This window comes from Pseudomonas gregormendelii (assembly GCF_017114825.1).
Taxonomy (GTDB): Bacteria; Pseudomonadota; Gammaproteobacteria; order Pseudomonadales; family Pseudomonadaceae; genus Aquipseudomonas; species Aquipseudomonas gregormendelii.
Window position 1 is genome coordinate 56,996 of sequence record NZ_JADEVO010000013.1, and the last position, 21,515, is coordinate 78,510.

A 21,515-nucleotide genomic window follows, 5' to 3' on the forward strand; every position below is an offset into this window, starting at 1 on the left:
CGTACGAATACTCACTTCAAGCCGTAGCTTTTACCCCGGGCTTTGTTGATTCTGGTAAACCGGCTGCTCGACTTCGTACCACCAGGCTTCCCCGCGGGAAGGTTGCTTCAGGTTAAACGCCTCCCCCATCTGCGGGGTCGTTATCGACACACTGCGCTCCCAGGCCAATGCCATGATGCGGTCGAACGGTTCGTACCAGGCATGCATCGACAAGTCGAAAGTACCGTTGTGGATCGGCAGCAGCCAGCGCCCTTTGAGGTCGATGTGCGCCTGCAGGGTTTGCTCAGGCTGCATGTGCACATGCGGCCACTCGACGTTGTAGGCGCCGGTTTCCATCAGCGTCAGGTCGAACGGGCCGTGCTGCTCACCGATGCGCTTGAAGCCATCGAAGTACCCGCTGTCGCCGCTGAAAAAGATCCGCGTATCGGCGTCGATCATCACCCACGAAGCCCATAGCGTACTGTTGCCATCGAACAGGCCACGCCCGGAAAAATGTTGCGACGGCGTGGCGATGAACTGGATGCCGTCGACCTCGGTACCTTGCCACCAGTCCAGTTGTCGCACCTTGCTGGCATCGACTCCCCACTTGATCAGTGTGTCACCCACGCCCAGCGGGGCCAGGAAATAGTTGGCCTTGCTCGCGAGCCGGAGCACGGCCTGATAGTCCAGGTGGTCGTAATGATCGTGGGAGAGGATCACCGCTTCGATCGGCGGCAGTGCTTCGAGGCTGATCGGCGGTTGATGAAAGCGCTTGGGCCCGGCCCATTGCACGGGCGATGCGCGTTCGGCGAACACCGGATCAGTAATCCAGAATTTGTCGCGCATTTTCAGCAATACGGTCGAGTGGCCAAGGCGGTAGACGCTGTGATTGGGTGCAGCGATCAGCGCCTCGCGGGTCAGCGGCTGCACCGGCACCGCGGCGGCTGGGCGGGTGTTGCGCGGTTTGTGGAAGATCATGTTCCACATGATGCGCAGCATCTTGCGCAGGCCTTCGCGCTGGACGGGGGCATGGTTGCGAAAGAGCCCTTCGACTTGACGGGAAGATTCAGGTTCGCGAACCGTGTCTGAATCAGAGATGGCCATAAAAAACTCCAGAACGAGCGCAAACGATTGCGTGTTAGCTCGGTGAACCGGGATGAATGGCCAAGCATGCACGCATCAGCCAGAGATCTATTTTTAACAGCGCAGGATTAACACAACATTACACTGCACGGTGTAGTTTCAAGGTTGCATCAAAGCCGATCACAAGTAAACTGCTCAGTGTAATTCTTCTCTCTTCCTGCCGAAGCGTACTTATGACAGCTCCAAAGCGCCTGACCGATCGAAAACGCGAAGCCATCATCCAGGCTGCCATTGCCGAATTCCGCGCCAACGGTTTCGACATCACCAGCATGGACAAGATTGCCGCGACGGCGGACGTGTCAAAGCGCACGGTGTACAACCACTTCCCGAGCAAAGAGGAATTGTTTGCCGAGATCCTCAATCAGCTGTGGGCCCGGGTCACTGCCGAACAGGATGTGGCGTACCAGCCCGACGAGCCCCTGCGCGGCCAGATGCGCCAGTTGCTGATGGCAAAGATGCACACGCTGGGGGATGAGAATTTTCTAAACCTGGCGCGCGTCGCCATTGCTGCCACCCTCCATTCCCCCGAGCGCGGGCAGGACATGGTTGCGCGCATGAACGAGCGCGAGGGAGGCCTGACGGTGTGGATTCGTGCAGCACAGGCGGATGGTCGCCTGAAGCCGGTCGACCCGGCCTTCGCCGCGCATCAGATACAAGGCATGCTCAAGTCATTCGCGTTCTGGCCACAGATCTCCCTGGGTTTGCCGAGCCTTGAGGCCGCGATGCAGGACCAGGTGGTGGATTCGGCCCTGGACATGTTCCTGGCCTGTTATCAGCTGGCATAAATGACAAGGTCTGACCGCTGGTCAACGTTTCGCTGACGCTGCATGAAACTTCGCGATGTGTTTCAGAATGAAACCGGCGCCAGCGCTATAGTGTGCCTCTGTCCTAACGACCCGCAGAGAGCACCATGACCACGACGACTGATTCCAAACCCGCGGCCCCTGTCGATCACCTGCGGTTCCACCGCCGTCATGCTCACCTCGCCCCGACCTTTGGCAACGACAAGTTCGCCCTGCGCGCCGAGGCATTCGCGCGGTTCTTCGGTACCCCGACCTTTCTCGGCGCACAGACGCTGATCGTAGTGCTGTGGGTGTGCCTCAATGTATTTGGCGTGGCGCACTTCGATCTGTATCCGTTCATCCTGCTCAACCTCGCGTTCAGCCTGCAGTCAGCCTACGCCGCACCCTTGATTCTATTGGCCCAGACTCGCCAGGCAGCACGGGACAAAGCCCAGTCGGATGCCGACGCCCAGCACCGCGAAGCACTGGCGGTGGCCAACACCGAGCGCCAGGCACAGGCGGCGCACAACTCCGCGCAGTTATTGGAATTGCTGGAACAGAACACTCGCCTGACCGAGATGACAAAAGCACTGACCGAGCGCATCGAGAACCTGACTTCGCAAATGCACCAGCACCTTGTGCTCGAGCACCCGCCAACTAACAATTGATGTGGCGCCAGGTCGGGCCACTTCGTCGGAACGCCTCACCCCTGCACAAGACTGCGCTGCGCCAAAATCTCCGGCACATCCCTGCGGTTCATGTACACACGCAACGGTTCGGTGACGTTGATCCGGTCATCGATATTCTGATCCAGCAATAACTGAATCAACTCGCGCTTGAGCGTCATGCCCTGATCCGGACCGGGTGCCCAGACGAACTCACTCACAGGAATAATGCCGTCATCCGCCACGTCCATGCCGAAGGAATCTTCGCTGAAACGTACGATGTATTGGCCGGTTTTGCGGTTGAGGCCGACGAAACCCTTGAGCTGGTCGGCGGCCTGGCAGATGAGCTGGGAAGTGATGCGCATATAAACCTCACAACAAGTGATCGATGGTTTACACGCAAGGCGGGTGCACGGGTTTCCCTCTGCCGGGGAAACTGCCGTGGCCAAGAGTACTGCAAAGAAGCGCACAAATGCGCTGAAAAAAATGGGTTTAAACAGGTTTATGTCGGTCTGGCGATAGCGCTGTCGGCGCTCAGTTGTTAAAAGGGACGTCTTTGAAAACTGCGAAAGGACCTCGACCATGGCTGTCACCTTCACCCAAAGCGCTCTGCTGCTGAGCGTGCTGCTCGGTCTCGGCCAGGCACAAGCCGCCAGCGAGCCAAGCCCTACGGCGCTGGCAACCCGCATGGGTATACCGCACCCAGCGGTGATTGCGCACCGCGGCGCGTCATTCGATGCACCGGAATCCACCGCCGCCGCCTACAAGCTGGCCCGCGACCTGGGCGCCGATTATCTCGAGCTGGACCTGCAGCGCAGCAAAGACGGCGTACTCTTCGCCCTGCACGACGACAACCTGCAACGCACCACCGACGTAGCCAGCAAGTTTCCCGAGCGCAAGGACAGCCCGGCCAACGCCTTCACCCTCGCCGAGCTGAAAACTCTCGACGCCGGCGGCTGGTTCAACAAGGCCTACCCGGACCGCGCTCGCCCCTCATTCGTCGGCCTGCAGATCCTGACCCTCGACGAAATCATCGACATCGCCCAGGGCAATCCGCTGCATAAGCCGGGCCTGTACATCGAGACCAAGGAACCGAAGCAGTTTCCAGGGCTGGAACGTGATTTGAAGGACAAGCTCCAGGACCGCGGCTGGCTGAGCCCCGCTGGTTCAAAGCTGGCAAAGAGCCCACTGGCCGTCGGCCAGGGCAAAGGCAAGGTGGTGCTGCAGACGTTCGAGAAGAGCAGCCTGGAACTGCTGGAAAAGGAAATGCCCCAGGTGCCGAAGATCTTGTTGCTGTGGGTCGGCCCGGGCAGCATCGAGCCCAAGTCCAAAGTGACCTTCGCTGAATCCGGCGACAAGGACAAAGCCACCTACTACGCCAAACAGGAGCCCAAGAGCAAAGCCGAATTCCAGCAATGGGTCGAGTACGCTAAATCTGCCGGCGCCATCGGCACCGGTCCTTCTGCGGCGCTGACCAAGGGCGGTGACCAGAGCTACTCCGATCTGGTGCAACCGTGGATGAACCAGTACACCCACGATCAGGGATTGCTGGTGCACGTCTACACGATCGACGATGCGGTGGATTATCAGAAGGTCACGGATGCGGGGGTTGATGGCATCTTCACCAACCGCGCCAGTGAGCTGCTGAAGTTCTACAAGCGTCCAGCGGCGGCGAGTGTTGGGCAGTTGTTGCAGAATAATGGGTATTGAGTTGGGACCGAGGTGACTGCGTCGCGGGCAAGCCTTGCTACCACACAAGTCTTGCTCCTGCAAAAACAGGGGAATTAAGCCTGAATTAAGTTGCCACAGTTAATCTGGTTCCACTTAAACAGCTCATCCAAGGAAAGAACCTAATGAAAACTTTGACTGCTCTCTTTACCGCTGCTGCTCTGACCCTCACCGCTGGCCTGGCCCAGGCTGACGATGTTCCGATGGATCAGATCCCGCAACTGGTCAAGGACAAAAAGATCAAGCCACTGGAAGAACTGAACCAGATCGTGATGAAACTGCACCCAGGCGCCACCATCACCGATAGCGACCTGGATAACCACTTCAACGGCTACGAGTACGAAGTCGAACTCAAAGACGCCAAAGGCGTTGAGTGGGACGTCGACTTGAACGCTGCGACCGGCGAAGTTCTGAAGAACAAACAAGACGACTGATTAACCAAACCAAAAGCCGCACGATTTCACGATCGTGCGGCTTTTTGCTGTTCCGAAAAAACTACGCACTCAGGCGCGCCGTCACTTCATTCAACTGCCCGGACAAACCGTGCAGGTTGTGGCTGGCCGCTTCAGTACGCTGCACGTTATCCAGATTGGTGCTGGCAATGCTGGTGATCTCGGTCAGGTTCCGCGAAATGTCCTCGGCCACTGAAGTCTGCTCTTCGGCAGCCGTAGCAATCTGGCGATTCATGTCGCGGATCGCTTCCACCGCCAGGGTGATACGTTCAAGCATGGCGCCAGCCTGGGTAACTTGCGCAACGCTTTCCTCACTGCGGGACTGGCCACTCTCGATTGCATGAGCCGCATCCACCGCACCGGTTTGCACCGTCTGTATGATCTGGTTGATCTCGATAATCGACGCCGCCGTGCGCTGGGCCAGGCTGCGAACTTCATCGGCCACCACGGCAAAACCGCGTCCTGCTTCGCCAGCCCGTGCGGCTTCGATCGCGGCGTTGAGCGCCAGCAGGTTAGTCTGCTCGGCGATGCCGCGAATCACTTCCAGAACCTTGCCGATACGCCCGCTGTCGGTTTCCAGCTGGCGAATGACCGTCGCGGTATTGGCAATTTCACCACGCATCAAGGTGATGGTCTGAATGGTGCCCTGCATGACTTTTTCGCCCTGCTGGGCTGACTGGTCGGCGTCGTCGGCAGCACGTGCTGCGTCGGCTGCGTGACGCGCAACTTCCTGGGCGGTAGCGGACATTTCGTTCATCGCCGTCGCCACCTGATCGGTGCGGTTGAACTGCTCATTGGTGCCGCCGGCCATGAGGCTGGCGATCGACTTCAACTCGCCGCTGGCGCTGTCCAGGTCCGACGCACTGCGCTGCAGACGACTAAACGTATCGGCGAGAAAGTCGCGCAGGGTATTGGCCGCAACGGCGAGCTTGCCCAACTCATCCTGACGGGTGCTGGCCACTCGTTCGGCAAAACGTCCCTGGCTGAGTTGCGCCACGTAGTCGATCAATTTGCGGATCGGCTCAACCAGGTTGCGGTCGACCAGCCACAGGCTCAACAGGCCGATCAACAAACCCGAGACCAGCATCACCACGAGACCCAGCAACACGGTGCGATCGGCAGTGGCGCTGATCACTGTCGACTGCTCAGTGCCCTGCTTACGCAGCTCGCTGACCAGTTCGCTCATCTGCTCGCTGGCGGCACGGTCGACACCTTTGACCGCGGCGTCCCCCACCGTCGGATCAGCACCCGCCGCCACATAGGCATCGCGTCCCTTCTGGTAAGCGGCGCCCAGCTGGCGATGCTCATCGCGCAGACGTTCGATGCGCGTCTTCAGTTGCGGTTCGATGCCCTTCTGCCCGGCCAGTTCACCGAGAATATTCTGCACGTCGTGCTGGCGGTCCTCGAACTGCTTCCAGTACTTGGCCAGTTCAGCCGGTTGCTTGCCACGCAGCAGGACGTTTTTCCATTCCTGTACCTGCACCTTGAATTGCAGGTTGGCTTCGTCGATCAACTGCGAAGTGTGCAAAGGACCTTCGATGAGATTGGCGTAGCTCTGAACGCCGCCAGACAAGAAGTGAAAGCAGGACAGCGCGATCAGCAACATCGCCAGCAGGCTGCCGCTCAACAAAGCGAGGATTTGTGCTCTCAGGGATTTTTGCAAAAACATCGAGTGGTATCTCATGGCAGGGATAAGACACGCCAGGCAGGCGTGCAAGATGTCCGGACATCCCTGTCGGCGACGCAGGTCCACGACCTTCATCGCAATAGAACCAGCTACCCGTCATCGGCGCGCCAGAGCCTTTCTTTAGCGATTTAGACCAATGGCGCACGAGAATCATCCATCATCAAAACGTCATAAAACGGTAATAATTCAGCGCCATGCTGCGGCTTAAGTGTCCCTGTAAAACTTTGCAACATTCGCCTCCCGCAGCGAGAGCTCATGAACCACAGCATCGATCACAGCCATCGCGACCAGGACCTGTTCGGTCTACTGTACGGTTTCAGTTTTCGGCCCGGCGAGCCTGGCCGAGAGATCGATTCGGCCCAGGCGCTGCAGTGCCTGCAGCAGCCCCAGGACAGCGAAGAATTCCTCTGGCTGCACCTGAACCTGGCACACGCCGCCTGCGAGCGCTGGATGAAAAGCTATCTGGAATTGCCCGATGAGTTTTTCGAAGCCCTTCACGAAGGCTCGCGATCAACGCGCATCGAGCATGTGGATTCAGCGCTGCTGGCGGTGGTCAACGACGTGGTATTCAACCTCAGCAGCATGGTGTCCTCCGATGTGTCGACGCTGTGGGTCTGCGCCCGCAGCCGGCTGATCATCAGCGCGCGCCTGCAACCCTTGCACTCGGTGGACAAGCTGCGCTCGTCGGTCAAAGCCGGTGAGCGCTTTCGTTCGCCCCTGGAGTTACTCGTGCATCTGCTACGCGATCAAGGTGAAGTGCTGACCCAGATCGTGCGGCGCACCAGCCTGAGCGTTGATCAGATTGAAGACGAACTGCTGTCCTCGCGACTGTCGACCAACCGCGCCGAACTGGGCGCCAACCGTCGGGTGCTGGTGCGTTTGCAGCGCTTGCTGGCACTGGAGCCGGGTTCATTGCTGCGCTTGCTCAATCGACCGCCGCAGTGGTTGCAGAAGGAAGACGTGAAGGAGTTGCGCAAGTCCACGGAGGAGTTCGCGTTGATTATTAACGACCTGACCGCGCTGGGTGAGCGCATCAAATTGTTGCAGGAAGAAATCGCCGCCAATCTCAACGAGCAAAGCAACCGCACGTTGTTCACCCTGACCGTGGTGACGGTGCTGGCACTGCCGATCAACATCATTGCCGGTTTTTTTGGCATGAACGTGGGAGGGGTGCCGCTGGCAGGAGATCCGCAGGGATTCTGGATTCTGGTGGCGCTGGTGGCCACCTTCACCGTGATTGCCGGGCGCTGGGCTTTTCGCAAGCGGCAGGATTATTAAGATCAACGGCGCCCGCAAAAACCTATAACCCTGACCTGAAGCAGGCTCCCTGTAACATTTAGCAACGATCATGGGCGACATTCCTCCCCCTCAGGATTGTCCCCGTCATGGCTACTCCCTCCTACAGCGCCAAAGCCCCGGCTTCCGCTGGTAGCGCCAGAGCGCAGTTCGATAAAAAACCCGGCCTGTTCACCTTGGTAATTTTCTTCGGCGTGCTGGCCAGCGGGCTGTTGTTCACCGCCTACAGCCTGATGCATGACATGCAGGAACTGGGCACCGTGGTCACCACCTGGACCCCGTTTCTGCTGCTCGGCGTCGCGCTGCTGATCGCTTTGGGTTTCGAGTTCGTCAACGGTTTCCACGACACCGCCAACGCGGTGGCTACGGTGATCTACACCAATTCGCTGCCACCGAATTTCGCCGTGGCCTGGTCCGGTTTTTTTAACTTTCTGGGGGTACTGTTATCCAGCGGCGCGGTGGCGTTCGGCATCATCGCCCTGCTGCCCGTGGAGCTGATTCTGCAGGTGGGCTCTTCGGCCGGCTTCGCGATGATCTTCGCCCTGCTGATCGCCGCGATCCTGTGGAACCTCGGCACCTGGTGGCTGGGGTTGCCGGCGTCTTCTTCGCACACGCTGATCGGCTCGATCATCGGCGTCGGCGTGGCCAATGCACTGATGCACGGGCGCGACGGCACCAGCGGCGTGGACTGGGCGCAGGCGACTAAGATCGGTTATGCGCTGCTGCTTTCGCCCCTGGTCGGTTTCGGTTTTGCCGCCCTGTTGCTGCTGGCGTTGCGCGCCTTCGTGAAGAATCGTTCGCTGTACAAAGCGCCGCAAGGCAACACGCCACCGCCCTGGTGGATTCGCGGCCTGTTGATCCTGACCTGCACCGGCGTGTCCTTTGCCCACGGCTCCAATGACGGGCAGAAAGGCATGGGCCTGATCATGTTGATTCTGGTGGGTACGCTGCCCATGGCCTATGCGTTGAACCGCACCATGCCGGCGGACCAGGCCCTGCAATTTGCCGCCGTGGCGGAGGTGACCCAGCAAGCCCTGGTACGCAGCTCGCCGCAGCCAGCCCCGGCAGACCCGCGGCCGATCCTGTCCGATTACGTACGCAGCAAAGAAGTGACGCCGCAATTGATCCCCGCCCTCGCCGCCCTGACTGGCAACATTGGCAACGAGGTGAAGGGCTACGGCTCGCTGTCGAAAGTCCCGGCGGAGGCCATGGGTAATGTGCGAAACGACATGTACCTGACCAGCGAAACCATTCGCCTGATGGACAAGAACAAGGTGGGCAATTTTGACGCCGACACCTCCGGCAAGCTGCAGTTGTTCAAGCAACAGATCGACAACGCCACGCGCTTTATTCCGCTATGGGTGAAAATCGCCGTGGCCATCGCGTTGGGGCTGGGGACCATGGTCGGCTGGAAGCGCATCGTGGTGACCGTTGGCGAGAAGATCGGCAAGACGCACCTGACCTACGCCCAGGGCGCCTCGGCAGAAACCGTGGCGATGCTGACCATAGGCGCGGCGGATATGTTTGGACTGCCGGTGTCGACCACCCATGTGCTGTCCTCGGGGGTGGCCGGGACCATGGTCGCCAATGGTGGCGGGTTGCAGATGAAGACTATCCGCAATTTGTTGATGGCGTGGGTGCTGACGTTACCGGCGGCGATTTTGTTGTCGGGAAGTTTGTATTGGTTGTTCACAAAACTGTTTTGAGGCCGCGGCATAATCCGTATCTGATGCCGCGCACAACCCGTAGGAGCTGCCGAAGGCTGCGATCTTTTGATTTTAAAGACAAGATCAAAAGATCGTCCGAACGCGGCCCGAGCCTTCGGCAGCGCCTACAAGGGGCGTGTCAGGCTTGGCACGCCCGACGCAGCAGCACACGCTCGCGAATCACGTCATACACCCAGTGATAAACGTAGGTGTACGGCAGGAAGAACAGCAGCACGCCGATGTCCAGGACAAAAGCCTGCCACAGGCTGATATCCAGCCACCAGGCAATCAACGGCACGCCAAGCGCCACCAGCCCGCCTTCGAACAGCAGCGCATGCACCACCCGAACCCAGGCTGTACGCACGATCGCAAGTCGTGTCAGTAAACGGTCAAACATGCCGTTGAACAGCACGTTCCAGGCCAGCGCCAGGGCCGCGATGGCCATCGTGACGACGCCCATGTCGAGCATCGGTTTATCCATGACCCACGCCAGCAACGGCGTGCAGATGACAATGGCCAGCAGTTCAAAACCTACCGCCTGGACTACACGTTCTGTAATGGATCTGTCGGTGCTCATGACCTGACTCCTCGAGTGACTGTGGTTGCCATGATCCACCACCACCCCGATACTTCATAACCAATAACCATCGATCAAGGCGATAGCTCATGCCCTCCCACGAAGTGTTGCTGGCGTTTGTCCAGGCAGCCACTCAAGGCTCGTTTTCCGCAGCGGCGCGCAAGCTTGGGCGCAGCCAGTCGACCATCAGCGCTGCCGTGGCCAGCCTGGAAATCGACCTCAACCTGACCTTGTTCGATCGCAGCAGCCGCAAACCCGGCCTGACACCAGCCGGGCATGTGATGCTGCAACGGGCCGAAGAGATCCTGGCGGCCACCAGTCGCCTGGAAATGACCGCCAGTCAGCTGTCACAAGGAGTTGAGGCAAAGCTCACCGTGGCGATCTCCGATACCTACCAGTCCGACCGGTTCGAGGCGGCATTGAGGGCATTTGAGCAGCGTTACCCGGATCTGGAGCTGGAGTGCCTGATTGCCGAGTGCGATGACCTGGTGGCACTGGTCCAGCGCGGTCGGGCGCATGTGGCGTTTGCCGAGAAGCAAGACAGCTACCCACCGGACCTGGTCAGTTCGACGGTCGAGGAGCAAACGGAAATTGCCCTGTTTGTCTCGCGCAAACATCCGCTGGCGCAGCTCAGCCCTATCGATCAGGACCTGCTGCAGCAGCATCGTGAACTGCGTCTGGCGACCATCGTCAATCCGTATGAAAGCCGGGCCAAGGGCCGAGTGTGGTCGGCGCCCAGCTACCTGATGCTGCTGGAAATGGCCCAGGGCGGGTTCGGCTGGGCGCCATTGCCGCGCTGGCTGGTGGGACGATTTGGTGCGGGAGAGCTGGTGGAATTGAAGGTGCGCGGCTGGCCGAAACCGCTGTTTGTTGATGCACTGTGGTCGCGGCTGCATCCGCCGGGGCCGGCGGGGAGTTGGTTGTTGGGCAAGATGTTGGAATGAGAGCAAAAGATCTCAGCCTTCGGCAGCTCCTACAGGGGGATCGCATTTCAAAATGTAGGAGCTGCCGAAGGCTGCGATCTTTTGCTAATCCAACCCCCGCAACCGCTCCTGCAGAAACCGCCGTTCCGGCACCTGCCGGGTCAATTCCAGCGCCCGTAAATACGCCGCCCGAGCCTCCTCTACCCGGCCCAACTGCCGGCAAAACTCGGCGCGGGCCGAATGCGCCAAGTGGTAATCCAGCAGTTCACCGCGCTGCAAAATCCCGTCGATTAGCGTCAACCCCACCAATGGCCCATCCCGTTGTGCCAGCGCCGCCGCACGATTGAGCTCGACCACGGGCGACGGCACCGCCCGCAGCAACACGTCGTACAAACCCACGATCTGTGGCCAATCCGTATCCGCCGCAGTTGCCGCCTCGGCGTGCACCGCCGCAATCGCCGCTTGCAGGCAGTAAGGACCAAACCGTCCGCCGGCCAAGGCGCGCTCGATCAAGCCGCAGCCTTCGGCAATCAGCCCGGCATCCCACAGCCCGCGATCTTGCTCATCCAGCACAATCAACTCGCCGTCAGCAGAAGTTCGCGCCGGCCGGCGGGACTCGTGCAGCACCATCAGCGCCAGCAGCCCCATCACTTCCGGCTCGGGCAGCAGTTCCATCAACAGACGGCCCAGGCGAATGGCTTCGCGAGTCAGATCCTCGCGGGTCAACTCATCACCGACAGACGCCGAGTAGCCTTCGTTGAACACCAGGTAAATCACCCGCAACACGCTGTCGAGGCGCTCGGGCAATTCCGTCAGGGTCGGCACCTGGTAGGGGATTTTCGCGTCACGGATCTTCGCCTTGGCCCGCACGATTCGCTGGGCAATGGTGGCGGGAGCCACGAGGAACGCCCGGGCAATTTCTTCCGTGGTCAGGTCGCAGACTTCCCGCAGCGTCAGCGGCACCTGCGCGTCGGCGGCGAGTGCCGGGTGACAGCAGGTGAAAATCAGCCGCAGGCGATCGTCTTCCACTTCCTCGCCACTCCAGTCCGCCTGCTCCAGTTCTTCCAGCTGCGCGATCAACAGGGGGCGAGAGGCGTTGAACCGGGCACGCCGACGCAACACATCAATAGCCTTGAAGCGTCCGGTAGACACCAGCCAGGTCCGTGGATTATCCGGCACGCCGTCCCGTTGCCAGCGCTCGACCGCGACGAAGAACGCTTCGTGCAGCGCCTCTTCAGCCAGGTCGAAATCCCCGAGCAGGCGAATCAGTGTCGCCAGGATTCGCCGCGAGTCTTCCCGGTAAACCTGCTCGACCCGAGCGCTGACGGCGGCGCCAGGCATCAGTCCGGCATGCCTTCGGTCACCAGCGTGACCAGTCGATCCAGGCTCTGCCCCCAACCATCGTGAAAGCCCATGGACTCGTGCGCCTGGCGGTCTTCTTCCGACCAATGCATCGCCCGCGCCGTGTACAGCGTCTTGCCATCACGCTCCTCCAGCGTCACCTGAGCCGACATGAAAGGTTTGCCCGAAGGGATCCAGCCTGGGATAAACGCGTCGGTAAACACCAGCCGCTCGGGCGCGACGATTTCCAGAAACACCCCCTGGGTCGGGTATTCGGCACCGTCCGGGGCGCGCATCAGGGTACGAAATTGCCCGCCCACCCACAGGTCCATTTCGCATTCGGGCGTGGTCATGCCGTGGGGTCCCCACCACTGGGTGAGCAAGGCCGGCTCGGTCCAGGCGCGGAAAATCTTGCGCCGCGGGGCATCGATCAGGCGGCTGATGGACAACTCGAAAGCCGCAGGTTTTTGTTGAAGGGCATGCGGACTCATGAAGGATCTCCTGTTGTGATTGTTATTCAGGGATTCAACTGGCGAACGGGGCGCACCTCGACACAGCCGACCCGGGCCGCCGGGATATTTCCGGCGACCTGCAAGGCTTCATTAAGGTCCCGTGCATCGATCAGATAGAAGCCGGCCAACTGCTCCTTGGTTTCGGCAAACGGGCCGTCGGTGATCGACACCTTGCCGTTGCGCATGCGCACGGTGGTGGCGGTCTGCACCGACTCCAGCGCCTCGGCCGCGATCATCCGGCCGCTGCCCTGGATCGACTCGGCATAGGCCATGCACTCTTCGTCTTTGGGGCTCTCTGGCAGCGAATGCAGTTCACGCTCGTTGCTGTAGACCAGGCATAAATACTTCATGGCGCACTCCCGGATCGAACGGATCAACTATGGCTCAGTTTGGCGCCCAGGCGCCCTTTCCCGACGACCAGCCCACGCATCAGGGCTGCAAATCGAACAGCATCGCGCCGCTGGCCATGTCGAACGGTGCCGACCAGTGTTCATGCACGATGCGCCATTGCCCCGCGTCGCGACGGTAGCAGGCGGTGACACGCATCCAGCAGGCCTGGGTCTCGCCCTTCTCGTTAGTGCCGCCGCAATGGGCCAGCCAGTGGGCGAAGGCAATGTGCTCGTCGGCGACGATGTTGACGTGATCAAAGTCGAAGGTGTGCGGCCCCGGGCACATCTCCATGCACGCCAGCCAATGCGCGCGGTAGGCGGCCTTGCCGCGAAATTGCAGGGCCTTGACCGCATCGTAGGAGACGACGTCATCGGCATACAGGGCCATGATTTTCTCCACATCCTTGCCGATCACTGCCTGACAGTAGGTGTCGATCAGGGTCTGGATTTCGGTGGTAGCAGTCATGAGCGTGCTCCGTGGTTGTTGTTGTGAAGACACCCTTAGTCGTCCGGTGGAATGCCAAATCGACAGTCCAAATAAAAATAAACCCTGCGCGCAAAATCGCTAGAATCCGGAAATCATTTGTGATGGAACAAGGACTCTCCAGTGACAGCTCAACTCGTGCCTTATGAAACCCTGACGACGCTCCAGCGCCAGCAGGTCGAGGCCATTGAAGTTCATCCGCAGCAAATCAGGTTCAGCGGCGATATCCACGGCGCGCTGCACTCCCTGCTGTCCAAGCCAGGCCCGGGAGTGAAGGGATTTGCCCTGCTGGTCGAAGGTGTTCCCGTCGCCTTTCTGCTGCTCAAACGCCCGCCGGTCCTGCCTGCCTGGGCCAATGAACACAGCGCCACCTTGCATGCCTTGCAGGTCGATCAACGGGCGCAAGGCAAGGGTTACGGCAAGGCGTGCCTGCAGGCCCTGCCCCAGGTTGCGCGCCAGGCCTGGCCGCAAATCAGGGGGCTGGAACTGTCGGTGGATGCGGACAACACCGCGGCGATCGCGCTGTATGCCCGGTTTGGCTGGGTCGACAGCGGCGAAGCCTATCGGGGCCGGATCGGCTATGAACGGCGAATGGGCCTGGTTTTCGAGGAGTCTGGTCATGCTCAACAGCATTGAAGAACTGGAGGCGCTGTACGGCCTTCCCCACGATCGCGCCGTGCGCAAGCAGATTCCCTTCCTCAACGAGGATTACCAGGCGATGGTCCGCGCTTCGCCGCTGGTGATCATCAGCTCGGTAGGCCCCGACGGCATGGATGGCTCGCCGCGAGGCGATACACCAGGTTTCGTGCGCATCATCGATTCGCAGACCCTGGCCATCCCCGACCGCCCCGGCAATAACCGCATCGACACGTTGCGCAATGTGGTGCTGGATTCAAGGGTGTCGCTGCTGTTCATCATCCCGGGGATCGGCGAGACATTGCGCGTGAACGGCACGGCGCAAATCAGCGCCGAACCACAGTTGCTGGAGAGTTTTGCGGTCAACGGCAAGCCGGCGCGCACGGTGATGCTGGTGACGGTGGACGCGGCGTATTTCCATTGCTCGAAGGCAATAGTGCGCTCGGACCTGTGGAACCCGGACAAATACCTGGATCGCTCGGCACTGCCGACGGCCGGGGCGTTTCACAAGCGGTTGAATGATGGGGCGTTTGATGCCGAATCGTATGACCGGGAAGCGCCAGCGCGGGTCAAGGACAGTCTTTACTGACTCAAACATCCCCCCGTAGGAGCTGCCGAAGGCTCGGGCCGCGATCGGACGATCTTTTGATCTTGTTTTTAAAGATCAAGATCAAAAGATCGCAGCCTGCGGCAGCTCCTACGGGGGGAGACCGAGGATCAAGATCAAAAGATCGCAGCCTTCGGCAGCTCCTACGGGGGGGACCGAAGATCAGGGTCAAAAGATCGCAGCCTTCGGCAGCTCCTACAGGGTCAGGGTCATCTCATGCCACGCCATTCCGCCATGGTCCGACGCCGATGGCTTGATGTAGGCAAACCCGAAACCGGCGTACAGCGGGATATGCCGCTCCTTGCACATCAGGTGAATGCTCGCCTTGCCCAGCCCGCGCATCCTTTCGATGAACTCGCCCAGCAACATTTTCGCCAGGCCCTGCCCCTGATAATCCGGGTGTACCACCACCGACATGATCACCACGTTAGGCCCTGCCGGATCGTGGCCGATCAGTTCCTTGAAGGCCTCGTCCGACATCTGCACTTCAAACGCCGCACCGGAATTGATGAAACCGGCGACCACGCCATCCACCTCGGCGACGATGAAACCCTCAGGCCAGGTGGCAATGCGGGTCGCAATCTTTTCCCGGGTCGCGGCCTCATCGCCCTCGTAGGCGAGGGTTTCAATGGCGTAGCAGCGGTCCAGGTCAGCAGGCGTGACGAGGCGGATAACAGGGGTCATGACAACTCGATTTCGGCGATGAAAGGGCTGCAGATCATAGATTATTGCGGCTTGAGTGGCAGCCAGATTTCCAGCGAACCGGTGTTCAGTGTCGGGTTGAAGTCGGCACTGTAGCGCTCGAATTCCGGCGCATCCGCCGCCTCGCGCCCGGAACCCGGCAACCAGGTTTTCCAGATGTACTGGAACGTCTGGGGCAATCTGTCCAGCGAACCTTTGTGCTCGAATACTGCGTATTGCTGGGGCTGAACCTCGACCCAGCGGTATTTCTCGGGCAAATCATCGAGCTTGCTGATCTCGACGCCGGCAATGTACTCGAAGCCGCCCTTGCCATCGGGATTGCAGCAGATGCCGTAGGTCACTTCGCCCTTCTGACCCGGAATGTTGCCAATCTCGGGGATGAATTTTTCCCAGAGGTCAGGGATGCCAGCCGTAGTGTCCTGGGTGAATCGCCCGCCAAGCCCTGCGATCAACAGGAAGTGCCCATGCTCGAAGCGAGGTTCAGTTATTTCCACGGTTTTTTGCTCGTCCATGACTCGACTCCTGGAAGGTAAAAAGTGGGTTCGGCTGGGAGTATAGAAGCCAAACCCGATTCGCCAAATTACAGCGCGTGCAACTGCTCGACCGCGCCGCCGCCGATAAACTCGTTGTAGCCCGATAGAATCACATACACCGCGAAATAGCAGAAGATCGCTGCAGATGCCATGTAGGAGTAACGCAGCAACTTATCGCCCAACAGTTTGCCGCCATGGCTCGCCGCGAAGCACAGACCACCACTCCACAGCAGCCCGGCGCAGAAGAAGCCCCCCAGGAACAACGCCGACCCAAGCGGGCCACCGGCACCCGAACGCGCGATCAGGGTGCCGCCTACTGCGGCAAACCAGAGGATGGCACTGGGCGACGACATGGCCAGGAAGATCCCGCGCAAGAACTCCTTGCGATGGGAGTTCTGCCCCACCTCGGCCGTTTGTGCCAGCACCGCTTCGTGGTGAATGGCCGAATAGATCATCTTCGCCGCAAAGTACATCAGCAGCGCCGAGCCGCCGATCCACAACACCCAGCGCACGGTCTCGTACTGCAGCAAAACGGTCATGCCAGCCAGTGCCAGCACGGCGTAGATCAGGTCGCCGACGCAGGTTCCCAAGCCCAGGGCAAACCCCTGAAAATAGCCGCGCTGCATCGCCAGGGTGATCATCGCGATGTTGGCCACGCCAATGTCCAGGCACAGCGAAAGGCTCAGCAAGAAGCCACTGGTGAATTCCATCGAACGGTTTCCTTCGGAAGATTTTGTTTACAAAGCCGCTGGACAGTTTGCCACAGCTGCCCTTACATTCCGCCACAGGCCACCGCAGTGGCCAACGTCGCTCGGACGGTTCCGGGCGCTTACGTTATCCGAGGCAACAATGGCCGAACAAGGTTCGCCGCGCCGCTTTGCGCGCATAGATCGACTCCCCCCCTATGTTTTCAACATCACCGCCGAGCTGAAAATGGCCGCCCGGCGTCGTGGCGAAGACATTATCGACTTGAGCATGGGCAACCCCGACGGGCCGACACCGCCGCACATTGTCGAGAAACTGGTCACCGTTGCCCAACGCGAAGACACCCACGGTTATTCCACGTCCAAGGGCATTCCACGCCTGCGCCGGGCGATTTCCAATTGGTACAAGGATCGCTATCAGGTCGACATCGACCCGGAAACCGAAGCCATTGTCACCATCGGCTCCAAGGAAGGCCTGGCGCACCTGATGCTGGCCACGCTGGATCAGGGCGACACCGTGCTGGTGCCGAACCCCAGCTACCCGATTCACATCTACGGTGCCGTGATTGCCGGCGCCCAGGTGCGCTCGGTGCCGCTGATTCCGGGTGTGGATTTTTTCGCCGAACTGGAGCGGGCCATTCGCGGCTCGATTCCAAAGCCGAAGATGATGATCCTGGGTTTTCCATCCAACCCCACCGCCCAGTGCGTGGAACTGGATTTCTTCGAGCGGGTGATCGCCCTCGCCAAACAGTACGACGTGCTGGTGGTACACGACCTGGCTTACGCCGACATCGTCTACGACGGCTGGAAAGCCCCCTCGATCATGCAGGTGCCGGGCGCCAAGGACATTGCGGTGGAGTTTTTCACCCTGTCCAAAAGCTACAACATGGCCGGCTGGCGCATCGGTTTCATGGTCGGTAATCCGGAGCTGGTCAACGCCCTGGCGCGGATCAAGAGCTACCACGACTACGGGACCTTCACCCCGCTGCAAGTAGCGGCCATCGCCGCGCTTGAGGGGGATCAGCAGTGCGTCAAGGACATCGCCGAGCAATACCGGCAGCGGCGTAACGTGCTGGTCAAAGGCCTGCATGAATTGGGCTGGATGGTGGAAAATCCGAAAGCGGCGATGTACGTCTGGGCCAAGATTCCAGAGGCGTATGCGCACCTGGGTTCGCTGGAGTTCGCCAAGAAGTTGCTCGCCGAGGCCAAGGTCTGCGTCTCGCCGGGCGTGGGGTTCGGTGAATACGGCGATGATCACGTGCGCTTCGCCCTGATCGAAAACCTGGACCGGATCCGCCAGGCCGTGCGCGGCATTCGCGGGATGTTCCGCGCCGATGGGCTGGCCAGCAAAACCAGCGGCTGACGCCTGACCCGCCCCCCGACCCCACCCCCTGCCCACAAAAAAACCGCATTGCTGCGGTTTTTTTGTGCCTCAAACAGCGCTTACACGAACATCGACAACAGTAGGATAAAGCCCAACGCCACCACGGACAGGATGGTCTCCATCGCGGTCCAGGTCTTGAAGGTTTCTGCCACAGTCATGTTGAAGTACTGCTTCACCAGCCAGAAACCGGCGTCGTTGACGTGGGACAGGATCAGCGAACCGGCGCCGGTGGCCAGCACCAGCAGCTCACGGTTCACGCCCGGGATCATGCCCACCACCGGCACCACGATGCCTGCACCGGTGATGGTCGCCACGGTGGCCGAGCCTGTCGCGATTCGGATCACCGCAGCCACCAGCCAGGCCAGCAGAATCGGCGAGATCTGCGCGTTGACCGCCATGTGGCCGATCACGTCACCCACGCCGCTGGTCACCAGCATCTGCTTGAAGCCACCACCTGCACCAATGATCAGAATGATCGCGGCCGTCGGCGCGAGGCTGGCATCGAGCAATTTGAGAATCTGGTTGGAACCGATGCCCTGGCGGTGGCCGAAGGTGTACAGCGACAGCAGCAACGCCAGCAGCAGCGCCGAGATCGGGTGACCGATCAGGTCCATGAACGAGCGGAAGAAGTTACCTTCAGGCAGCACGACATCGGCGAAGGTCTTGAGCAGCATCAGGAACACCGGCAGCAGCACGGTGATCAGGGTAATGCTGAAACTTGGCAGTTCTTTGGCGTCCGGCTCGCGCGCCAGCTGATCCACCAGCTCCTGATTGGGATGACCGGGAATGTACTTGGCAATAAAGGTGCCGTAGATCGGCCCGGCAATGATGGCAGTTGGCAGCGCCACGATCAGCCCGTACAGGATGGTTTTGCCGATGTCGGCACCGAACACACCGATCGCCAGCAACGGGCCGGGGTGCGGTGGCACCAGGCCGTGCACGGCTGACAGGCCGGCCAGCAGCGGGATACCGATCTTGATGATCGATACACCGGTGCGCCGCGCGACGATGAACACCAGCGGGATCAGCAGCACGAAGCCGATTTCAAAGAACAGCGGGATGCCGACCAGGAAGGCGGCGAACATCATCGCCCACTGCACCTTGTCCTTGCCGAATGCGCGAATCAGGGTCTGGGCGATCTGGTCCGCCCCGCCGGATTCGGCCATCATTTTGCCGAGCATGGTGCCCAGCGCCAGGATGATCCCGACAAAACCCAGCACCCCGCCGAAGCCGTCCTGGAATGCCTTGATGATGGTGCCGATCGGCATGCCCGAGGTCAGGCCGAGGAATGCTGCGGCAATGATCAGGGCGATGAACGGGTGGAATTTGAACTTGGTGATCAGGACGATAAGCCCGATCACCGTGACCACTGCATCAAGCAGCAGGAACGTCTCGTGGGACATGCCAAACATTAGGGGTGTCTCCTGGTTGTTGTTGTTATTAAAGCGGGTAATTCGCAAGCCATCAGGACAGCGCTATCTTTTCGCACAAAACTCATACGCCGGGTTTCAGGCCATGTTCCAGCCACCAGCGGTGTGCTTGAACGGCCAACTCGTCGACGCTATGGCTGGATGCATCCAGCGCCAGGGTCAGCGGTTCGCCCTTGGGCGACTCGAGCGTGGCGAACTGGCTGTCGATCAGGGTCGACGGCATGAAATGCCCCGGGCGGTGCGACACACGCTCGGCGGCCACTTCAGGGGTCAATTCGAGAAACACAAAACCCAGGCCTGGCAGCGCACTGCGCAATACTTCGCGATAGCTGTGCTTGAGGGCCGAGCAGGTCAATACCGGGCGTTGGCCCTGGGCGTCGACCCGGCGCAGTTCATCGCACAGGCTGTCGAGCCAGCCGGCACGGTCCTGATCATTGAGGGGGATGCCCGCGCTCATCTTTTCGATGTTGGCAGCAGGATGGAAAGTGTCGCCTTCGATGGCCGTTGCGCCGCTGAGCTGGCACAGCGCTTCGCTGACGCAGGTTTTGCCGCAACCGGCAACGCCCATGATGACCAGGGCGGTGATGGGATGATTCATGTAACACCTCAGCACGCAGACAGCGCTACCTTTGCCAGCTTTGACACTGGTTCAAAAGCAGAAGTTGCCGACGCCTTCTTGTCATTTTTGTGGGTTGCAACATTTCGTACCCAACGCCGAGAAGCGAGGTTCAGGCAAAACTCGCTTACGCATTTGCAGCTGCTTCGGGACAGCGCTACCTTAGTGCCTCGAATTTTGTTTGGCAAGCCGTCCGATGATCTCCCCTAAAAACGATAAGAATACGCGCACCACTGGCCGCCCTACCCTCAACGAAGTGGCGCGCCTGGCCGGTGTCAGTCCGATTACCGCATCCCGTGCCCTGCGCGGGGTCAGCACCGTGGCCGCCGACCTGGTGGAGAAGGTGCAGAAGGCGGCGCTGGAACTCAACTACGTGGTCAACCCCGCCGCCCGTGCCCTCGCCTCTGCACAGGGCCATTCCGTGGTGGTGCTGGTGCCGTCGCTGTCCAACCTGCTGTTCATCGAGACCCTGGAAGCCATTCATCAGGTTTTACGCCCCAAAGGCTTCGAGGTGCTGATCGGCAACTTCCACTACTCGCGTGACGAAGAAGAAAACCTGCTGCGCAATTACATGGCCTATCAGCCACGGGGCTTGCTGCTGACCGGTTTTGACCGCACTGAAAGCTCGCGACGCATGATCGAGGCCAGCAACATCCCGTGTGTGTACATGATGGAGCTCGACAGCGCTGCGGGCGTCAACTGCGTGGGCTTTTCGCAGCTGGCCGCCGGTGAAACAGCGGCGCAACATTTGCTCTCCCGCGGCCGCAAGCGCCTGGCCTACATCGGCGCCCAGCTGGACCAGCGCACCCTGTTGCGCGGCGAAGGTTTTCGCAAGGCGCTGCAACAGGCCGGGCTGTACGATCCCGATCTGGAGATCCTGACGCCGCGCCCTTCCTCCGTTGGCCTGGGCGGCGAGTTGTTCATGCAGTTGCTGGCCAGTCATCCAGACGTCGATGCCATCTTCTTTGGCAACGACGACCTGGCCCAGGGTGCGTTGCTCGAAGCCATGCGGTTCGGGATCAAGGTCCCGGAACAGGTGGCAATCCTGGGCTTCAACGACCTGCCGGCCTCAGCGCACATGGTGCCGCGCCTGAGCAGCATCAGTACGCCGCGCGAGGCCATCGGCCGGCGTTCGGCGGAGTTGATGCTGACCTTGCTGGCCGGCAATACCGTGGCCAGGCCAGTGCTGGACATGGGGTTTGAGTTGAAGGTGCGCGAGAGTACGTAACTTGCGACGGT

The 21,515-nt window shown here is 60.3% G+C and carries 24 protein-coding genes and 1 pseudogene; 11 read left to right on the plus strand and 14 right to left on the minus strand.

Going from position 1 to position 21,515, the window contains the following annotated elements:
- Positions 1-30: 30 nt before the first annotated feature.
- A complete protein-coding gene (locus tag IMW75_RS11405) occupies positions 31-1,083 on the minus strand; it encodes an MBL fold metallo-hydrolase (protein ID WP_205892659.1) in 1,053 nt (350 codons plus the stop codon).
- Between the two features lie 212 nt (positions 1,084-1,295).
- On the opposite strand from IMW75_RS11405, the gene IMW75_RS11410 reads away from it, so the two are divergent.
- Both IMW75_RS11410 and IMW75_RS11415 read left to right on the plus strand, forming a co-directional pair.
- Positions 1,296-1,907, plus strand: coding sequence for a TetR/AcrR family transcriptional regulator (locus IMW75_RS11410; protein WP_205892660.1), 612 nt, complete (start codon positions 1,296-1,298; stop codon positions 1,905-1,907).
- A 125-nt stretch (positions 1,908-2,032) separates the two neighbouring features.
- Positions 2,033-2,572 carry a DUF1003 domain-containing protein gene (locus tag IMW75_RS11415; RefSeq protein WP_045060741.1) on the plus strand — a complete coding sequence of 180 codons (540 nt, stop codon included), beginning with the start codon at positions 2,033-2,035 and terminating at the stop codon, positions 2,570-2,572.
- 35 nt (positions 2,573-2,607) lie between these two features.
- Here the strand turns inward: IMW75_RS11415 and IMW75_RS11420 are convergent, their stop codons facing one another.
- Positions 2,608-2,934: a DUF2025 family protein gene (locus IMW75_RS11420; RefSeq protein ID WP_205892661.1), complete on the minus strand. Its 327-nt coding sequence runs from the start codon at positions 2,932-2,934 to the stop codon at positions 2,608-2,610.
- A gap of 217 nt (positions 2,935-3,151) precedes the next feature.
- Between IMW75_RS11420 and IMW75_RS11425 the strand changes: the two genes are divergently transcribed.
- Positions 3,152-4,279 carry a glycerophosphodiester phosphodiesterase gene (locus tag IMW75_RS11425; RefSeq protein WP_205892662.1) on the plus strand — a complete coding sequence of 376 codons (1,128 nt, stop codon included), beginning with the start codon at positions 3,152-3,154 and terminating at the stop codon, positions 4,277-4,279.
- A 143-nt stretch (positions 4,280-4,422) separates the two neighbouring features.
- A complete protein-coding gene (locus IMW75_RS11430; protein ID WP_045060738.1) occupies positions 4,423-4,731 on the plus strand; it encodes a PepSY domain-containing protein in 309 nt (102 codons plus the stop codon).
- A gap of 61 nt (positions 4,732-4,792) precedes the next feature.
- Here IMW75_RS11430 and IMW75_RS27350 read toward each other — a convergent pair whose 3' ends face one another.
- Together IMW75_RS27350 and IMW75_RS27355 are read right to left on the minus strand one after the other, a co-directional pair.
- The gene (locus IMW75_RS27350) at positions 4,793-5,560 is read right to left on the minus strand and encodes a methyl-accepting chemotaxis protein (protein ID WP_414704646.1); all 768 of its coding nucleotides are present in this window, start codon (positions 5,558-5,560) and stop codon (positions 4,793-4,795) included.
- A 162-nt stretch (positions 5,561-5,722) separates the two neighbouring features.
- Positions 5,723-6,511: pseudogene (locus IMW75_RS27355) on the minus strand (methyl-accepting chemotaxis protein); the annotation flags it as partial.
- Positions 6,512-6,691: 180 nt separating this feature from the next.
- Between IMW75_RS27355 and IMW75_RS11440 the strand changes: the two are divergent.
- The gene (locus IMW75_RS11440) at positions 6,692-7,714 is read left to right on the plus strand and encodes a transporter (protein ID WP_205892664.1); all 1,023 of its coding nucleotides are present in this window, start codon (positions 6,692-6,694) and stop codon (positions 7,712-7,714) included.
- Between the two features lie 107 nt (positions 7,715-7,821).
- A complete protein-coding gene (locus tag IMW75_RS11445) occupies positions 7,822-9,438 on the plus strand; it encodes an inorganic phosphate transporter (protein WP_205892665.1) in 1,617 nt (538 codons plus the stop codon).
- Positions 9,439-9,577: 139 nt separating this feature from the next.
- Here IMW75_RS11445 and IMW75_RS11450 read toward each other — a convergent pair whose 3' ends face one another.
- Positions 9,578-10,015: a multidrug/biocide efflux PACE transporter gene (locus tag IMW75_RS11450; protein WP_205892666.1), complete on the minus strand. Its 438-nt coding sequence runs from the start codon at positions 10,013-10,015 to the stop codon at positions 9,578-9,580.
- An 89-nt stretch (positions 10,016-10,104) separates the two neighbouring features.
- Between IMW75_RS11450 and IMW75_RS11455 the strand changes: the two genes are divergently transcribed.
- Entirely contained in the window at positions 10,105-10,959 is an 855-nt protein-coding gene (locus IMW75_RS11455; RefSeq protein WP_045060733.1) for a LysR family transcriptional regulator, read from the plus strand.
- A gap of 84 nt (positions 10,960-11,043) precedes the next feature.
- Here the strand turns inward: IMW75_RS11455 and IMW75_RS11460 are convergent, their stop codons facing one another.
- From IMW75_RS11460 to IMW75_RS11475, 4 genes are all read right to left on the minus strand, one after another.
- Positions 11,044-12,279 carry an RNA polymerase sigma factor gene (locus tag IMW75_RS11460; protein WP_205892667.1) on the minus strand — a complete coding sequence of 412 codons (1,236 nt, stop codon included), beginning with the start codon at positions 12,277-12,279 and terminating at the stop codon, positions 11,044-11,046.
- On the minus strand, positions 12,279-12,770 hold the full coding sequence (locus tag IMW75_RS11465; RefSeq protein WP_205892668.1) for an SRPBCC family protein: 492 nt from the start codon (positions 12,768-12,770) through the stop codon (positions 12,279-12,281). Before IMW75_RS11465 ends, IMW75_RS11460 begins: the two co-directional genes overlap by 1 nt.
- Positions 12,771-12,796: 26 nt before the next feature.
- Complete coding sequence (locus IMW75_RS11470) at positions 12,797-13,141, minus strand: YciI family protein (RefSeq protein WP_045060730.1); 345 nt, start codon at positions 13,139-13,141, stop codon at positions 12,797-12,799.
- A gap of 79 nt (positions 13,142-13,220) precedes the next feature.
- A complete protein-coding gene (locus tag IMW75_RS11475) occupies positions 13,221-13,646 on the minus strand; it encodes a YybH family protein (protein ID WP_205892669.1) in 426 nt (141 codons plus the stop codon).
- Between the two features lie 141 nt (positions 13,647-13,787).
- Here IMW75_RS11475 and IMW75_RS11480 point away from each other — a divergent pair, with 141 nt between their 5' ends.
- Positions 13,788-14,300 carry a GNAT family N-acetyltransferase gene (locus tag IMW75_RS11480; RefSeq protein WP_045060728.1) on the plus strand — a complete coding sequence of 171 codons (513 nt, stop codon included), beginning with the start codon at positions 13,788-13,790 and terminating at the stop codon, positions 14,298-14,300.
- Positions 14,284-14,889, plus strand: a complete 606-nt coding sequence (locus IMW75_RS11485; protein ID WP_045060727.1) for a pyridoxamine 5'-phosphate oxidase family protein — start codon at positions 14,284-14,286, stop codon at positions 14,887-14,889. The genes IMW75_RS11480 and IMW75_RS11485 overlap by 17 nt, the downstream gene beginning before the upstream one ends.
- A 213-nt stretch (positions 14,890-15,102) precedes the next feature.
- Here IMW75_RS11485 and IMW75_RS11490 read toward each other — a convergent pair whose 3' ends face one another.
- The 3 genes from IMW75_RS11490 to IMW75_RS11500 form a co-directional block, all read right to left on the minus strand.
- A complete protein-coding gene (locus tag IMW75_RS11490) occupies positions 15,103-15,591 on the minus strand; it encodes a GNAT family N-acetyltransferase (protein ID WP_205892670.1) in 489 nt (162 codons plus the stop codon).
- 41 nt (positions 15,592-15,632) lie between these two features.
- Positions 15,633-16,121: a GyrI-like domain-containing protein gene (locus IMW75_RS11495; protein ID WP_205892671.1), complete on the minus strand. Its 489-nt coding sequence runs from the start codon at positions 16,119-16,121 to the stop codon at positions 15,633-15,635.
- A 68-nt stretch (positions 16,122-16,189) separates the two neighbouring features.
- The gene (locus IMW75_RS11500) at positions 16,190-16,852 is read right to left on the minus strand and encodes a LysE family translocator (RefSeq protein ID WP_205892672.1); all 663 of its coding nucleotides are present in this window, start codon (positions 16,850-16,852) and stop codon (positions 16,190-16,192) included.
- 139 nt (positions 16,853-16,991) lie between these two features.
- On the opposite strand from IMW75_RS11500, the gene alaC reads away from it, so the two are divergent.
- Complete coding sequence (gene alaC / locus IMW75_RS11505; RefSeq protein WP_045060723.1) at positions 16,992-18,209, plus strand: alanine transaminase; 1,218 nt, start codon at positions 16,992-16,994, stop codon at positions 18,207-18,209.
- An 80-nt stretch (positions 18,210-18,289) separates the two neighbouring features.
- On the opposite strand, the gene IMW75_RS11510 is transcribed toward alaC, so the two are convergent.
- Positions 18,290-19,642 carry a GntP family permease gene (locus IMW75_RS11510; protein ID WP_045061550.1) on the minus strand — a complete coding sequence of 451 codons (1,353 nt, stop codon included), beginning with the start codon at positions 19,640-19,642 and terminating at the stop codon, positions 18,290-18,292.
- 82 nt (positions 19,643-19,724) lie between these two features.
- The gene (locus tag IMW75_RS11515; protein ID WP_045061549.1) at positions 19,725-20,258 is read right to left on the minus strand and encodes a gluconokinase; all 534 of its coding nucleotides are present in this window, start codon (positions 20,256-20,258) and stop codon (positions 19,725-19,727) included.
- Positions 20,259-20,472: 214 nt separating this feature from the next.
- Between IMW75_RS11515 and gntR the strand changes: the two genes are divergently transcribed.
- Positions 20,473-21,504 (plus strand): HTH-type transcriptional regulator GntR, encoded by a 1,032-nt coding sequence (gene gntR, locus IMW75_RS11520; protein WP_045061548.1) that lies wholly within the window; start codon positions 20,473-20,475, stop codon positions 21,502-21,504.
- Positions 21,505-21,515 lie beyond the last annotated feature (11 nt).